This window comes from Taibaiella chishuiensis (assembly GCF_003014535.1).
GTDB lineage: Bacteria > Bacteroidota > Bacteroidia > Chitinophagales > Chitinophagaceae > Taibaiella > Taibaiella chishuiensis.
On sequence record NZ_PYGD01000013.1, the window covers coordinates 55068 to 71029 of the forward strand.

Here is a 15962-nt window from a genome sequence, read left to right on the forward strand (position 1 = left end):
GTCTCACATTCATTTTCCCGCTGCAAGCGCAGGCAAATAAAAAAAAGCCATCGGCAGAAATGCCATGGCTTTTTTCATTTTACACGATGATGGGGGTTTTTGCTATTCTTGAGTTGCAGTCCGGGTAAAATCAGCGCTGAAAGGATACCCGGCCTGCGCTTTTGCTACAACGTGTTGTAAAATAAAGGTTTCTTATAGCAAAAATGCCTTCATTTTTCACCAGTGGTATTAAATACCTTATAAACGGTATTTTTTGACACATAAGCGGAACAAACTGAGCAGGTTTGTATAAAAAAGACCGGTCAGCGGGACCGGTCTGTGAGACTTTATTATAGACAATAGCTATAGCCAGGGGCATAAAAAACAGCTTATTGTACCAGGTTATTTTCGATTTCGAGCAGGCGGGTTTCCGTAACCTTAACAGTATATGCCGCGTCCACCAACCGGGTAAGCGCAGTAACATAACTGTTCTCCGCCTCCCGCAGCTCCAGGGTATTGGCCACCCCAACCCGGAACCGGGCCTGCTGGATCATTACATTCTCCTTGGCATAATTAATATTCTCCTTCTCCAGGGCCAGGGCCTGGAGGGCATTGTCGTAACTGCGCCAGGCCGTGCGGTAACGCGCCGCAATGCGGGTAGAGAGCTGCTGTACCAGCAGGTCCTGGCGGAACACCTCCTGCCGGGCTACTTTCTTTTGCCGCTGCAGGTTGAAGCCGTTAAACAGGGGCATACTCAGGTTAAGCCCAGCCTGCGGGCCATATACCCGGTTAAACAGCGTAACACCGGCGCCGTTCTGCGTACGGTTATAATTGTAATCTGCCGAAAAATTGAGCACCGGCAATTGCGCCCCGTTGGCGATCTTCAGGTCGTACTCCGAAACCTTTTTTTGTTGCTGCGCCAGCTGTAACGAATAGTTCCGGTCGATCCACTGATCCTTATTCTTGTATTGGATATTTTTATTCAGGTGCAGGCTGTCCTGTACATCGTAATTGGCAAACTGGTCGCGCCCCAGCAGGATCATCAGGCTGTCTTTGGCCTGGCGCAGGTTAGCGGCCTGTACCAGGTAAGCCGATTTGCTGGCATTAAAGTCGACCTGCGCCTGCAGGTAGTCCGTTTTGGCCGAAGTACCCACCTCGAACTTACGCTGGGCAAGGTCCATACGCACTTTGGCAAGCGCCATGGCGGTATCGATGGCTACCAGTTGCTGCTTTTGGCGTACTACCTCGGCATAACCGGCAATCACATTAGCGATTGTACCCTGTACCTGTTGCTTCAGGTTGGTATTACCCATGCGTTCCAACTCTTCCAGCCGGCGCTTGCTGGCAAACATGCGCAACCCGTCGAACAGTACCCAGTCCAGCTGTACCGCGCCGCTCAGGGTTTCTGAACGGGCGCCCTTACGGTTTTGAACATCGCCGCTTGCCAGTTCGATATGCGCATCGGTAAGCGTACCGTTTACACCGCCGATCGCGGTTACGGCCGGCAGCATACCTGCATTGCCTATGGTATTGTTGGCCCTGGCCTGGTCGAGTGTTACTTTGGCGATCCGGATATCGAAGTTCTGATCCAGCGCAGCATCTACGGCATCTTTGAGCGTCAGCACAGGGTCCTCCCCGGGGCTTTTATCCTGGGCATACGACCGGTTGAGCGACAATACGGCGATCAGGGCAATTCCTATTTTCAGTTTCATAATCAGTTAGGTTGTTTGGCTGCAAGGCAAGGATTACTCTGCCAGCTTTTCTGTTGCTTTCAGTTCTTTTACTTTCCTGCGGGAAAGGAAGGTATACATAACCGGTACCACGAACAGCGACAGCACCAGCGAGAACATAACACCGCCCACGATCACGATACCCAGCGGGATACGGCTGGTACTGGCCGCACCCAGCGACATGGCCAGGGGCAAGGCACCGCCGGCCATCGCCAGGCTGGTCATCAGGATGGGCCTTAACCTCAGCTTGGCTGCCTGTACCACGGCTTCCCGCCGGCTGGCGCCGCCATCGCGGATATGGTTGGCATATTCCACGATCAGGATACCGTTTTTGGTTACCAACCCGATCAGCATAATCATACCGATCTGCGAAAAGATGTTCATGGTCTGCCCGAACAGCCAGAGCGAGATTACCGCACCGGCAATGGCCAGCGGCACGGTCAGCATAATGATCAGCGGATCGATAAAGCTTTCGAACTGGGCGGCAAGGATCAGGTAGATGAGCACCAGCGCCAGCACGAAGGCAAATAAGGTATTGGAAGAGCTCTCGGCAAAGTCTTTGGAGGAGCCGGCCAGCCCGGAGGTAAAGGACTCGTCGATGGTTTTGTCCTGCTGCAGTTTTTTATAGATCCGCTGCATCTCGGTAATACCGTCGCCCAGGGTATAACCCGGCGCTGGGTTTGCCGATATGGTGGCCGACTTGTTCCGGTTGTAGTGGTAGATCTGCGAAGGGCTGATGCTCTCTTCAGCCACGATCACATTATCCAGCGACACCATTACACCGGAGGCGGTACGTACGTAATAGTTTTTCAGGTTTACCGGTTCGTCGCGGTTGGCGCGGGCCACCTGGCCGATAACCTGGTATTGTTTCCCGTTCATGGTAAAATACCCCAGCCTGCCGTTACTCAAAGCCAGCTGCAGGGCCTGCGACACATCGGCTACGGATATGCCCAGTTGCGAGGCTTTGGCCCGGTCGATGGTAATACGCAGTTCGGGTTTGTTTACTTTAAGGTCTACGTCTACCCCCTGGAACACCGGGCTCTTGTTGGCCTCATCGAGAAATACGGGCAATACTTTTACCAGTTTATCGAAGTTGATGTTCTGCAATACGAACGATATCGGGAAGCCGCCGCCGCCGCCACGTTGCACGGCAATGGTCTGTTCCTGTATGGCAAAGGCCCTGCCGAAGTTGAACTTCTGGAAGTTGCGGTTAACGGCCTGTACGATCTCGTCCTGGCTGCGCCCGCGCTTATCGGGCATGGACAGGCGGATGTTGCCGTTGGCCGTATTTACGGCGCCGGCGCCGCTAAAGCCCGGTGCGGTTACGGTAAGTACGGTTTGTTTTTCGGGTACGGAGTCGATAATAAACTGGCCGATCTGGCTTACATAGTTATCCATCGCATCGTAGGAGGTGCCTTCGGGCGCCGTCATCGAAATGCGGAAACGCGAACGGTCCTCGAGCGGGGCCAGCTCGCTTTTAAGGCCCGAACCGAAGAAGTAAATCGCCGCAAAACAGCCCACAATACCGATGGTGGCTAACCAGCGATGCCCCATAACCCATTCGAGCGCGCGACGGTAGCGGGTTTCGAGCCCGGCAAAGAACGGTTCGGTACGGGTATAGAACTTCGATTTCTTCGAGGTATCTTTCTTGGAGAGATAAACGTTGAGGATGGGCGTAAGGGTGAGCGATACAAAGCAGGAAATGATTACCGCACCGGCCACTACGATACCGAACTCGCGGAAAAGCCTGCCGGTAAAGCCCTGCAGGAATACGATGGGCAGGAAGATGATGGCAATTGTAATAGAAGTGGCGATAACGGCGAAATAGATTTCCTCGCTGCCCTCGCGCGCCGCCCGGTGTTTGTCCATGCCACCTTCCATCTTTTTATAGATATTTTCCGTGACCACGATACCATCATCCACCACCAGGCCGGTAGCCAGCACAATAGCCAGCAGGGTCAGGATATTGATGGTAAAGCCCATGAAATACATGATAAAGAAGGCCCCGATAAGACTGATCGGGATATCGATCAGTGGACGGATGGAAATCAGGAAATCGCGGAAGAAGAGGTAGATGATGATTACCACCAGGCCGAAAGCCACGAAAATGGTCTCCTCCACTTCGCTGATGGAGTTTTTAATGGTAACGGTATTGTCCATCGCGATATTCAGTTTGATATCGGAGGGCACGTCTTTTTTGATCTGTTCGAACCGTTTGTAAAATTCGTCGGCAATGGCTACGTAGTTAGAGCCGGGCTGTGGTATTACGGCCAGCGCCACCATGGGCACGCCGCTTTCTTTCAGCATCGTCTCTTCGTTTTCGGGTCCCAGCACCACATCGGCAATATCGCGCAGGTGTATGTCGCTGCCGTTTACATTTTTCACAATGAGGTTTTCGAAGTCCTCTTCGGTTTTAAGCCGGCCTATGGTCCGCACCGACAGCTCGGTCTGGTAACCCGATATCTTACCCGAGGGCAACTCTACATTTTGCTTATTGAGCGCGGCCTGCACGTCGCTGAAGGCTACGTTGAAGGCCGCCATTTTCATCGGGTCGAACCAAAGCCGCATGGCGTACCGCTTTTGTCCCCATATCTGGATACTACTTACCCCGGGTATGGTCTGCAGGCGCTCCTGCAGCACGTTTTCGGCATAGTCGCTTACCTCCAGCTGGTTCTTGGTATTGCTCTGCACCGTCATCGAGAGGATAGGTTGCGAGTTGGCGTCGGCCTTGCTTACTACCGGAGGTGCATCGATATCCTGGGGCAGGTTACGGGCAGCCTGCGACACCTTGTCGCGCACATCGTTGGCGGCTGCTTCGAGGTCTTCGCCCAGGTCGAACTCTACGGTAATATTACTGGTACCCTGGCTGCTCACCGACGAGATATTGCTGATACCGGCAATACCATTGATCGACTTTTCGAGCGGCTCGGTAATCTGCGACTCGATGATATCGGGGTTGGCCCCGGCATAACTGGTACGTACGTTGATGATGGGCGGATCGATCGAAGGATAATCACGGATGCCTAAAAATTTAAATGCAATAACACCGAATATCAGGATGAATATATTGGCGACTACAGCAAATACAGGTCTTTTAAGGGCTATCGAAGGTAAACTCATTGTTGAATGGGTACTCGGTTTCGGTTATCTAATCCGTGCGACGGTTGCGGTGGTTAAGGGGTAACGGTATTTCCGGCAGGGTTACCTGCGCCAGGGCAGGCTGTGTTGACCGGTATGGCAAGCCCGGCAGGATATGGGTATACGGCAATGCTGCAGGAGGTATATTTTTTTCATGGAAACCGGCTCGGCGTTTTGCGCGACAGATTGACTATGCCGGATAAAAAAGGTTTAAAATCAATACAAAGATTTAAACCAATAGCAGCCGATTACACTAATTCACATTGTATTAGGAAAAAATTAGCAGCCAATGCATCGTTTTTTAATTGATTATGATTTTCTTTATGCTCGAAAAAATTTAAGCTATGAAAAAAACCATCCTGAGTATTGCTATTATTGGCCTGATGGGCGCAGCCGCCCCGGCCTGGAGCTATACTAACCCCACACCCGGCATGGAAGCCCTGGAGCAGGCAGCTGCTGCCCAGTCGAATGACGAGGTAACTATGCCCGTTATTGCCAATAGCCCGGAAGCCACCAAAGGCCTTAAAGAATTTAAAGCACTGATGGAAGAATATGGTCCGGCTCTGAAAGCCCAGGACCCCGCAAAATCTGCAGAGTTCGGTGAGAAAATGCAAACATGGGCACAAGGCGTTGCCGTATGGATGCCTAAACTGGCCGAAGGCGACCAGCAAAAGGTACGCACCTTTATGCAGGGTATGGTACAGAAATATATGCCTCAACAGCCTGCAGCCCCGGCTACTGCCGCACCTGCAGAGCCAGCCAAATAAGGCAGGAAGCGATATGTATAAAACGGCCGCCCTCGTTGACGAGGGCGGCCGTTCTGTTATTTAGGCTTTCATAAACCTGTTTTAGGCTTCCATAAAAGCGAGGATCTCTTCCAGGTATTTGCGTTCGTTGCTCAGGCGCGGCACTTTATGCTGTCCGCCCAGTTTGCCTTTGCTCTTCAACCATTGGTTAAAGCCGCCTACCTGCATCCGGTGCACCAGCGGCATACGCAGGGCAATATCTTTATGCCGCTTGGCCTCGTAGTCGCTGTTCACCGCCTGCAGGGCCTTGTCCAGTTCAAAGGTAAAGGTCTCGAGCGGCACCGGCAGGGTTTCGAATTCGATCACCCACTCATGCGCGCCGTTTTCGTTACCACTCATATATACCGGTGCGGCGGTATAATCGTTTACGATCGCACCTGTTTTTTTAGAAGCTTCGGCTATGGCATGATCGCTGTTGTCCACGATTACCTCTTCGCCAAAGGCATTGATAAAATGTTTGAGCCTGCCGCTTACCTTCACCCGGAACGGATCGGTAGAGGTAAACTGTACCGTATCGCCCACCAGGTAACGCCACAGGCCGGCATTGGTGCTGATGACCAGGGCATAGTTGGGCCCTACTTCCACATCGCGCAGCGTAAGTGTTTGCGGATCTTCTTTGCCGTATTCTTCCATGGGCATAAATTCGAAGAATATGCCATGGTTCAGGAACAGCATCATGCCTTCCTCTTCGAGGTTATCCTGCGCTGCAAAAAAGCCTTCGGATGCGTTATAGGTGTCCATATACCGCATATTGGCCGAGGGGATGATCTGCTGGAACTGTTTGCGGTAAGGCGTAAAGCTCACCCCGCCATGGATATAGAGTTCCAGGTTGGGCCATATTTTGTGCAGGTCGGTTTCGCCCGCTATTTCCAGTATACGTTTGATCAGTACCAGGGTCCAGGTAGGCACACCGGCAATAAAGGTTATGTTTTCGTGGAATACGCTGTAGATAATTGCTTCCAGCTTGGCTTCCCATTCATCCATAAGGGCAACGGAAAGTTCAGGGGTACGCATTACCTGTCCCATAAACGGCATATTCTGCAGCATTACCGCCGAAAGGTCGCCGTAAAAGGAATCGGCATTGAGCTGGTTGACCTGGTGGCTGCCGCCGATCGTCAGGCATTTACCGCTCATGATATTGCTTTGCGGGTACTGGCGCAGGTAGAGCGACAGTACATCTTTACCCGATTTGAAATGGGTATCGTCGAGCGCATCGCGGCTTACGGGTATAAACTTGCTCTTATCGCTGGTGGTACCGCTGCTCTTGGCAAACCAGTTGATCGGGGACGGCCAGAGTACATTCTGCTGTCCTTCCATAATCTTCTGGATATAAGGCTTGAGGCTATCGTAGTCGTTGACGGGAACCCTTTGTTTAAACTCCTTGATGGAATTGATATGTTCGAAGTCGAACTGTTTACCATATTCGGTGAACTGGGCCGTACCGATAAGATCGTTAAACACCTGCTTCTGGGTATCTATAGGGTTTAAAGCAAAATTATCCAGTGCGCTAAGGCGCAGTTTCATATATCTCTTTATAGCCGGGCTGATGATACTCATTGGTGCATCAAAATTATTTAAATTTTACGGAAGAAAAATAGCCTGACCGTATTTTGTTGATTTTGTTGGAACTTTTTGCGCACATCAGGCTTCCTATCTCTTTGACAGTGTCGATTTTTACACTATTTTGCACTATTTTACATTTCTCAGCTACATAATCGTAATTTTTTTCCAGAAAAACGACACGAATGCATATACGGACCTTTACAAAAGTATTTCTTCTGGGCGCTTTATTGACAGCACCATCATTTGCCAAATCCAGGCACCAGGCGTCGGGGGCTATACCCCAGATTCCTAAAACGGAGGGCATCGACTTTGCTGAAAATAAGGGACAGTGGGTAGAACAGGCAAAATTCAGGGCCGATGTACCCGGTGGCGCAGTCTTTATTACCAACCAGGGTTTTGTATACAATTATATAGATCAGAAAGACCTGCACCGCATCCACGAGCTAACCCATGAGCCCGGGCATAACCTGAGTAACGAGATTATCCACTACCATGCCTATAAAGTTAACTTTTCGGGAGCTAATACCGCCGTTCAGTATACGAACGACGAAAAACGCAGCCATTATAACAACTACTATATCGGTAACGACCCTTCTAAATGGGCGAGCAATGTACACCTGTATGGTAAGGTAACCCAAAAGAATGTATACCAGGGTGTAGATGTAAGCATTTACAGCCAGAAAGGCTCGCTGAAATACGACTTCGTAGTAGCGCCTGGCGCCGACGCTGCCCAGATCGCCCTCACCTTTGATGGCGTACAACCCCAGCTGACTGCCGAAGGGCACCTGAAACTCAAAACATCGGTAAACGAGATCATCGAACAGGCGCCTTATACGTACCAGGTTATCGACGGTAAAGAAACACCCGTAAAATCGAAATACAAACTGAACCGCGGTAAACTCAGCTTCGAGTTCCCTGAAGGTTATAACCACCAGGCCGAACTGGTTATCGATCCGATATTGGTATTTGCCACCTACAGCGGCGGCACCTCGGCATCAAACTACAGCGATGCTACTACTTACGACCAGGCCGGCAACCTCTACGCGGGCGCTTACGCCTACGGACTGGGCTGGCCGGTAACCACCGGCGCCTACCAGACCACTTTTGGCGGCGGTAGTGTAGATGCGGCTATCAACAAGTATAATGCCCTCGGTTCCGCCCTGGTCTTCTCCACGTTCTACGGTGGCTCGGGCAACGACCTGCCCCATGCCATGATCGTAAACGAACAGAACGAATTGATCCTCGTAGGCAGCACCACCTCCAGCAACCTGCCGGTACCGGCCACCGCTTACGATGCCTCGCTGGGCGGCAGCACCGATATCTTTGTCGCGCATTTTAACGCCACCGCTACCAGCCTTATCGGTGCTACCTATATGGGTGGCTCCGGTTCCGAGCCTACCGGTATCTCCTTCGGCAGCGGCTTCTTTGGCCTGCAAAGCCAGAATACCACCAGCCCGGTGGAGGTTAACTTCGACGATGCCGGCAATATCTGGGTCGTGAGCAGTACGCCTTCCAACGACTTCCCCGTTACGGCCAACGCCCAGCAGGCTACCTATGGCGGCGGTTCCAGCGACGGCGTTTTATTTAAACTCAATCCGGCCTGCAGTAACCTCCTGTACAGCTCCTACCTGGGTGGTACCGGCGCCGATGCGATCAATGGCATCAAATTCAACAGCAGCAATAACCTGGTAATCTGCGGCGCCACACAAAGCACCAACTTCCCAACCACAGCAGGCGCCCTGCATACCACTGCGCCCGGTGGCGTATCGGACGGTTTTGTGAGCATTGTAAATGCAGCAACCGGTGCGATTGCGGTCTCTACCTTTGTGGGTACCATCGCCGACGACCAGGCGGTAAACCTGGATATAGACGAAGGCGACAATATTTTTGTACTGGGCCGTACACTGGGCGACTACCCCATTTCGGCAGGTGTGTACAATATGCCGAATACCGATGTATTTATCGACAAACTGAACCCTACCCTGACCACCTCGCTGAAATCGACCCGTGTAGGTAACCCGCAGAACAGTTCCAATTATTTCCCTACCGCTTTCCTGCACGATGTGTGCGGCAATACCTATGTTGCCGGTCTGAACGCCGTGGCCGATATGCCGACCACCGGCGATGCCTTCCAGACGCAGCATGCCCGTTTCTGGTTCGTAGTGCTACAGCCCAACTTCAGTGATATCCTGTTTGGTTCTTACTTCGGCGCCCTGGTATCCAGCGGTTATCCCGACCATACCCACGTCGGCGTTAACAGGCTCGATCCGGAAGGTGTGGTGTACCACTCCGTTTGTGCCAATGCCCCTACCGGTACCTTCCCTACCACTGCGGGCAGTTACGCCCCGGCAAAACTGAACAGCGCCGGCCAGGACATTATCAGTTACAAATTCGACTTCGAGGCTACCGGCGTAAACTCCGACTTTAAACTCGATCCGACGATCAGTGCCAACGATACCGGTTGCGCGCCTTATACCGTTAAGTTCCACAATACCTCTACCTCCTCCGAAACTTATATCTGGGACTTTGGCGATAATACGACAACGTCTACCGATACCAACCCGACACATATTTTTGTAAACCCCGGCGTGTATACCGTTACCCTGTATGCGCACGCCGACTCTTCCTGTATTACGGACGATACGGCTTATATGACCATAACCGTGCTGAAAACCGAATTGCCCGATATCGTAGTAAACGATACCACGCTCTGCAGCTTTCAGCAATCGATCCCGCTCTCGGTACATATCAATAACCCAAGCGCCAACAATACCATTCTCTGGCAACCGGGTACCGGCATCCTGTCTAACCCCACACTGCCGCAGATTACCGTAGACCCCTCGGTGAACAACCTTTATTATGTAACCGTAAAAGATACCATACCGGGGATATGCGGTTTCTCGGTCACGGACACGATCCATATCGACCTGGCGCCGCGACAGCTCGATATCATTAATAACGATACCGTCGTCTGCGAAGGGGCCATGATACCGCTTACCGTAATCGGTACCCCCGGGTATACTTATAAATGGACCCCATCGACCGGCGTAAGTGATACCACATTACTGAACCCGACCCTGACCATTCATCAGCCGAATATCTATACCATCAGGGCGAGTCATCCCGGGTGTGAAGACACACTGGTATCGATCAATATCGGTATGCACTACATACCTACGGTAGAACTGGGACCCAATAAAGCATTCTGCCAGTGGACCGAAGTGGCCCTGGAATCGGTAGTGACCCCGTATCGTCCCGATTATATTTACCAATGGAGCCCATCGGGCGGACTCAATACGCCGACCGGACCCAACGCCGACCTGGTAGCCGATACAAGCGGTACCTGGTACCTCGATGTTAAAACACCTATTGGTTGTGCCGCACGCGACAGCATCAAGCTGACCGTATACCCCGGCAACTTTGGCGCAGCGGCTACCGACACCGGCTACTGCCCCCCAAGCGAAGTACAGCTGTGGGCTACCGGTGGTGTAAGCTATAGCTGGACACCATCTTACGGCCTGAACGATACCGGTATCGCCAACCCGCTTGCATCGCCGGCCACGACAACCGACTATACCGTTTACATTAAAGACATCCACAACTGTCTCGACACCCAGAAACTGACCGTAACCGTTTACCCGCTGGGCGTACTGGCCCTGCCCGATAGTATTAATGTATACCCCGGCGAAGCTTACCAGGTAGCGCCGAATACCAATGCCCTGTACTTCCAGTGGTTCCCGGCCTCGGGCGTAAGCAACCCGAACATCGCCGACCCGACCCTGTCGCCCGAAGTAAGGACCCGCTACTTTGTAACGGCCCGTACCGAGCATGGTTGCGTGGTAACCGACTCTATGGATGTACTGGTAAAAGAAACAGAGCTGGATATGCCGAACGCCTTTGCACCCGGCGGCACCAATAACCTGTTCAAACCGACCAAACGCGGTATTGCCCAACTGAAGAGCTTTACGATCTTTAACCGTTGGGGTAACAAAGTGTACAGCAGCACCAATATCGACGAAGGCTGGGACGGCACCTACAAAGGCGCTATCCAGCCGATGGGCGTGTACATGTACGTGATCGAAGCGGTAACCGATAAAGGAAGACCATTTACCAAACAGGGTAATGTGACCCTGATCCGTTAATTACTTTTTATATTCGGGAAAGGCACGGTATTTCTGACCGTGCCTTTTTATTTTTACCGGAATAACCCGTATTCTTCTTAAATTCGCGCACTTTTTATTATGATAGAGAAATTAGAAGCTATAAAAGCGCGCTTTGACGATTTGGGGGTTGCACTGACCAACCCGGAGATCGTGGGCGACAACAAGAAGTTTACCCAAACCTCGAAAGAGTACCGGAAGCTGGAACCCATCGTTAACGAATACCGCAATTACCGTAACTGCCTGGATGCGATAGCATTCGGCAGAGAGGTGCTGGCTACCGAAAGTGATGAAGACCTGCGGGAAATGGCCAAGGAAGACCTGACCCAGCAGGAAGAAGAAAAGGAACGCCTGGAAGAAAGCATCCGCCAGCTGCTGATCCCCAAGGATCCGGCCGATGAGAAAAATGCCATTATGGAGATACGCGCCGGTACCGGTGGCGACGAGGCCAGCATTTTTGCCGGCGACCTGCTGCGCATGTACCTCAAATACTTTGAAAAGAAAGGCTGGAAAGCCGCACTGCTGTCAGAAGCCGAAGGTACTGCCGGCGGTTATAAGGAAGTGCAGGTAGAAGTAACCGGCGATGATGTATACGGCACCCTTAAATTCGAAAGCGGCGTACACCGCGTACAAAGGGTACCCGCTACCGAAGCCAGCGGCCGCGTACATACTTCGGCGGCAACGGTAGCCGTTATGCCCGAAGCCGAAGAGATCGACTTCGAACTGAAAGAAAGCGATGTGAAGATGGAAACCGCACGAAGCGGCGGTTCGGGCGGACAGAACGTGAACAAGGTAGAGACCAAGGTAATGCTGACCCACAAGCCTACGGGCACCGTGGTGATCTGCCAGACGGAACGAACCCAGCTGGGCAACCGCGAAAAAGCGATGACCATGCTGCGTACCCGGCTCTATGAAGAAGAGGTACGCAAATACGAGGAGTCGATCGCCCACCACAGGAAAAGCCTGGTGAGCACCGGCGACCGTTCGGCCAAGATCAGGACCTATAACTATCCGCAGGGCCGCGTTACTGACCATCGTATCAATATGACCGTCTATGCACTGGACGACTTTATGAACGGCGATATCCAGGAAATGGTACAGGGTCTGCAGTTTGCAGAAAATTCGGAGAAAATGAAAGCCGGCGAAAGCATTTAAAACCGGCATACCGGTTAACGCCTATGGAAAAAGAATACTTACTACGGAAATTAAACAAGGTTGAACAGTTTGCCACCACCTCCAAAACAGGCCGGTTACTGTCCAACCCATTCCGCTATTTATCCAGCCTGTTCTTCCGCGAGTTTATCTACCGCCGGAACAAGCAGGAGCGTATCCGGGAAGTAAATTTATTCTGGGACCGTAAAATGCAGGTGGCCCTGCCCGCCTCTACCGACATCTACCTGGCTGGCGGCAAAACCCATGATTCAGAAATCCGGCTGACCCGCTTCCTGATCCGGAACCTCGACCAGGGCGACAACTTCCTAGATATCGGCGCGCATTACGGATTCTTTACACTGCTGGCTGCTGCGCTTACCGGCAATACCGGTCATATCGATTCGTTCGAACCCGCGGCAAAGAGCTTTGCCCTGCTCCAGGCCAATACCCGCGACCTGCCGCAGGTTGCCATCCGGCAGCAGGCCGTATCCGATACGGCCGAGCCCGTTACCTTTTACCAGTTTCCCAACCTGTTTTCGGAGTACAACTCGATGGACGTAGACCAGTTTTCGGGCGAAACCTGGTTTTCCGAGTTTCAACCCGAAAAGACAACCGTAACAGCCACCACCGTAGACCAGCTCGTACAGGAAACAGGCCGGGTGCCCAAAATCATCAAGATCGATGTGGAAGGCGGTGAATACCAGGTATTAAAAGGCGGTGTGCAGCTGCTTACTGCCCATAGCCCTATTATTGCCATGGAACACCTGGAAGCAGCGCGGCACAATGAAAAGCACCAGGAAGCCGTTAATCTGCTCAGGCAACTCGGTTACCAATCCTATATTATTACGGCCCAGGGCGGCCAGGAGGCCATTACCGACATCAATGCCTACCTGACCGGGAACAAAATGGAATCAGACAATATTATTTTCAGGAAATAACCAGGCCGAAAGGTCATTTAATCAATACTAACAAGCAATCATGTCCGAAACGCGTTTTGATTTTATAGAAATTATTAAGGCCATCTACCGCAGGAAATTGTTCATCCTGGGTTTTACCCTGCTGGCTGCTATCGTTGGCTTTGTCTTCTGCAGTCTTCAGCAAAAGCTATACAAATCCGAAACGACGTTTATCGTAAAGAACCCTACCCTGGTAGACCGTAACTTTACCTTCAGGACCACCTCGTACGAGCACAAAGACTTCTTTGCCACAGCCGACGATGTAGACAATATCGTGACCCTGGGCGAGAGCAACGGGCTGATCGGTTACCTGATCGAAAAGTTCGACCTGGCCAAAGCCTATGGTATCGATAACCCGGGCAAGCTGTTCAACAAGGTAAAAAAGAACTTTAAGTTTACCCGCGAAGACACGAAAAACATACGCCTGTATTACTCCGACCCGGATGCGAAAAGAGCTCAGGCCATTACCATTGCAGCCCGTGAGCACCTGCAGGACCTCTTCCAGGATTACTTTATCAGCACCAACCAGGACCTGACCAAAGCCCTGTATAAAAAAGCCGGTGCAATAAGCGATACCATTGCCCGTCTCGACGACTCGATGATGGTACTGCGTACGCAATCCGGCGCCTATAGCCAGTTACAGCCTTCGCGTGGCAACTCGGTGATCTATAATACCGAAGATAAAGTGACCGCCGAAAAAGCCATAGCCCTGGAAAAAATACAGGAAATGGCGGCAACCAAGGATAAACTGGTAACCGACCGCGCCGAGTACAACTCCCTGATCAACGAATTTGAAGTGATTGCCCAGGGCAAGATCCGCCTGTTCTATATCGTAGAAGATGCAAGCCTGCCCGACTTTCCGACCTACCCGATCGTACCGCTGATCGTAGCCGCATGTGCACTGGCCGGCTTCTTCTTTGCCTGTATCCTTACCCTTATCCTGACGATCATCCGGATTCAGAACGGCAAGCAATAATGATAGCCGGACTCAAACATACACCATCCCTCGAAAAATGGGTGACCTGGGGCGGCGGGGCCTTGTTCCTCGCCTGCATGGGATTATTTGCCTATACGAACAACTATTTCCTGCTGGCCATACCCTTTGTAGTGCCCGTGCTGGCACTGGCCTTTTTTAACTGGAAAGCATTTTACTGGCTCTTCCTGTTATGCGTGCCGCTGTCTGCGCCGGTTTTCTTCCTGAACAATTCGATTTCCACGACCTTCCCCGACGAGCAGTTCATGTGGATGTTCTTCGTGATGTTTATCGTATTGGTAGCCGCTAATTATAAGATCATACCCGAATGGTTCCTGCGCAGCCCCCTTACCCTGGCCCTGATCCTGCAGTTTACCTGGCTGATCGTGGCCGTATGCTTCTCCCAGGATTTTATCTTGTCGTTCAAATACATGCTGGCCAAGTCCTGGTTTATCGTCAGCTACCTGATCTTTCCGGTTTTTATATTCCGCGAAAAGAAAGATTTCGTGAAAGCGTTTAAACTGTTCGTGATACCGGTTACCCTTCATGCCCTGTTTGCCTTTACCTGGCACTATTTCAAACATTTCGATTTCTGGGATTCCAACAGGGTCGTACGCCCTTTTTACCGCAACCACGTCGATTACTCCACGGTATTGTCCATGGTTTTCCCGCTGTTGCTGGTGGCCTACCAGTTATGCAAGGGCAATAAAAAGTTGCGCATACTGTTGCTTTGCGTTATTATTTTTTACATCCCCGCCATTTATGTGGCAGCGGCCAGGGCCGCTATGATCGGTGTTATCTTCGCCCTGGTAGTAGCTTTTGCCGTACGCAGAAAACTGGTGCAATGGATATTGCCCTTATTTTTCCTGTTTGTTTCTTCGCTGGTCGTGTATATGGTCAACGATAACAAGTATATCGACTACCGTCCCAACTTTAAGTACACCTTTACCCCACGCTCATTTGCCGATGCGATAACGGCCTCTTTCCGGGGTACGGACATGTCGTCGATGGAACGTTTTTACCGCTGGATCGCTTCGGCCCGCATGAGTACGGAACACCCCCTCGTCGGAGTGGGCCCCAATAATTTTTATACCCATTACAAAGGACATGCCGTAACCATGTTCAAAACCTATGTGCACCGCAACGAAGAAAAATCCACCACGCACAACTATTTTATATTTATGCTGGTGGAACAGGGCTGGCCGGCGCTTATACTCTATGCCATACTCATGATGGCGATCTTCAGTAACGGGCAGCGCATCTACCACCAATGCCGCGATCCCTTCTTTAAGAAAGTGACCATGGGCCTGGTAATGTTGTCGGCTGTAGGTTTTGTCAACAACTTCTTTTCCGAGCTGATCGAAACCGATAAAGTAGGCGCCCTGTTTTTTATGCCGATCGCATTGCTTATCGTGATCGACCATATCAATAAAAAAGCCGCGCAGGCAGCAGGTCCTGGCACTTCCGGAACCCTGCCCGCTTCGTCCTGATAACCCAAACAACGA

The 15962-nt window shown here is 51.6% G+C and carries 9 protein-coding genes; 6 read left to right on the forward strand and 3 right to left on the reverse strand.

What is annotated here, in order from left to right:
- Positions 1-368: 368 nt before the first annotated feature.
- Both B0I18_RS22715 and B0I18_RS22720 read right to left on the reverse strand, forming a co-directional pair.
- A complete protein-coding gene (locus tag B0I18_RS22715; protein ID WP_106525064.1) occupies positions 369-1691 on the reverse strand; it encodes a TolC family protein in 1323 nt (440 codons plus the stop codon).
- Between the two features lie 33 nt (positions 1692-1724).
- Positions 1725-4829: an efflux RND transporter permease subunit gene (locus B0I18_RS22720; RefSeq protein ID WP_106525065.1), complete on the reverse strand. Its 3105-nt coding sequence runs from the start codon at positions 4827-4829 to the stop codon at positions 1725-1727.
- Positions 4830-5191: 362 nt separating this feature from the next.
- Between B0I18_RS22720 and B0I18_RS22725 the strand changes: the two genes are divergently transcribed.
- Positions 5192-5614 (forward strand): hypothetical protein, encoded by a 423-nt coding sequence (locus B0I18_RS22725; protein ID WP_106525066.1) that lies wholly within the window; start codon positions 5192-5194, stop codon positions 5612-5614.
- Between the two features lie 81 nt (positions 5615-5695).
- On the opposite strand, the gene B0I18_RS22730 is transcribed toward B0I18_RS22725, so the two are convergent.
- Entirely contained in the window at positions 5696-7177 is a 1482-nt protein-coding gene (locus B0I18_RS22730; protein WP_245882146.1) for a GH3 auxin-responsive promoter family protein, read from the reverse strand.
- Between the two features lie 221 nt (positions 7178-7398).
- On the opposite strand from B0I18_RS22730, the gene B0I18_RS22735 reads away from it, so the two are divergent.
- The 5 genes from B0I18_RS22735 to B0I18_RS22755 all read left to right on the forward strand — a co-directional run bounded on the left by B0I18_RS22735 (position 7399) and on the right by B0I18_RS22755 (position 15947).
- Positions 7399-11358: a DUF7948 domain-containing protein gene (locus tag B0I18_RS22735; protein WP_106525068.1), complete on the forward strand. Its 3960-nt coding sequence runs from the start codon at positions 7399-7401 to the stop codon at positions 11356-11358.
- 99 nt (positions 11359-11457) lie between these two features.
- The gene (gene prfA / locus B0I18_RS22740) at positions 11458-12531 is read left to right on the forward strand and encodes a peptide chain release factor 1 (protein WP_106525069.1); all 1074 of its coding nucleotides are present in this window, start codon (positions 11458-11460) and stop codon (positions 12529-12531) included.
- A 23-nt stretch (positions 12532-12554) separates the two neighbouring features.
- The gene (locus B0I18_RS22745; RefSeq protein WP_106525070.1) at positions 12555-13466 is read left to right on the forward strand and encodes an FkbM family methyltransferase; all 912 of its coding nucleotides are present in this window, start codon (positions 12555-12557) and stop codon (positions 13464-13466) included.
- Positions 13467-13506: 40 nt separating this feature from the next.
- Complete coding sequence (locus B0I18_RS22750) at positions 13507-14460, forward strand: Wzz/FepE/Etk N-terminal domain-containing protein (protein WP_106525071.1); 954 nt, start codon at positions 13507-13509, stop codon at positions 14458-14460.
- Positions 14460-15947, forward strand: coding sequence for an O-antigen ligase family protein (locus tag B0I18_RS22755; protein WP_181358587.1), 1488 nt, complete (start codon positions 14460-14462; stop codon positions 15945-15947). Before B0I18_RS22750 ends, B0I18_RS22755 begins: the two co-directional genes overlap by 1 nt.
- Positions 15948-15962 lie beyond the last annotated feature (15 nt).

Coding starts and splice junctions, on each gene's coding strand:
- B0I18_RS22715 (WP_106525064.1), bottom strand. CDS start 1,691: ATGAAACTGAAAATAGGAATTGCCCTGATCGCCGTATTGTCGCTCAAC.
- B0I18_RS22720 (WP_106525065.1), bottom strand. CDS start 4,829: ATGAGTTTACCTTCGATAGCCCTTAAAAGACCTGTATTTGCTGTAGTC.
- B0I18_RS22725 (WP_106525066.1), top strand. CDS start 5,192: ATGAAAAAAACCATCCTGAGTATTGCTATTATTGGCCTGATGGGCGCA.
- B0I18_RS22730 (WP_245882146.1), bottom strand. CDS start 7,177: ATGAAACTGCGCCTTAGCGCACTGGATAATTTTGCTTTAAACCCTATA.
- B0I18_RS22735 (WP_106525068.1), top strand. CDS start 7,399: ATGCATATACGGACCTTTACAAAAGTATTTCTTCTGGGCGCTTTATTG.
- prfA (WP_106525069.1), top strand. CDS start 11,458: ATGATAGAGAAATTAGAAGCTATAAAAGCGCGCTTTGACGATTTGGGG.
- B0I18_RS22745 (WP_106525070.1), top strand. CDS start 12,555: ATGGAAAAAGAATACTTACTACGGAAATTAAACAAGGTTGAACAGTTT.
- B0I18_RS22750 (WP_106525071.1), top strand. CDS start 13,507: ATGTCCGAAACGCGTTTTGATTTTATAGAAATTATTAAGGCCATCTAC.
- B0I18_RS22755 (WP_181358587.1), top strand. CDS start 14,460: ATGATAGCCGGACTCAAACATACACCATCCCTCGAAAAATGGGTGACC.